Genomic DNA, 304 nt, shown 5'->3' on the forward strand with positions numbered 1-304 from the left:
AGAAGCGTTGGTCAGTGGTTGTTGCCGTTCTTACATATCCGGGCATTCTACCTTACCCAACGCTTCCCAATAATTGCTCTGATTATTACGTTCCATCGCCACGATGGCCTCGCGTATATGTTGTTTATTGTTTTCATCTGACAACATTAACTTTTCCCACGCTTCATCTGATAATGACGCCTGTGGCGTGCAAATTTTACGTAAATCTTGCAATACCGTGGTTTTCTCTTTTGCCGACTGTAGAGAACTGAATGGCGACTCGGCCTGAGAAATGGCTGGAAAAATCAGGAATACGGTAATCATG

At 44.1% G+C, this 304-nt stretch carries 1 protein-coding gene; it reads right to left on the reverse strand.

The features are described from left to right. Positions 1–30: 30 nt before the first annotated feature. On the reverse strand, positions 31–303 hold the full coding sequence (yicS, locus tag LZP73_RS19855; protein ID WP_001346623.1) for a protein YicS: 273 nt from the start codon (positions 301–303) through the stop codon (positions 31–33). Position 304: the final 1 nt, after the last annotated feature.

The sequence above is a fragment of the Shewanella sp. AS16 genome (assembly GCF_021412365.1).
Lineage (GTDB): Bacteria > Pseudomonadota > Gammaproteobacteria > Enterobacterales > Shewanellaceae > Shewanella > Shewanella salipaludis.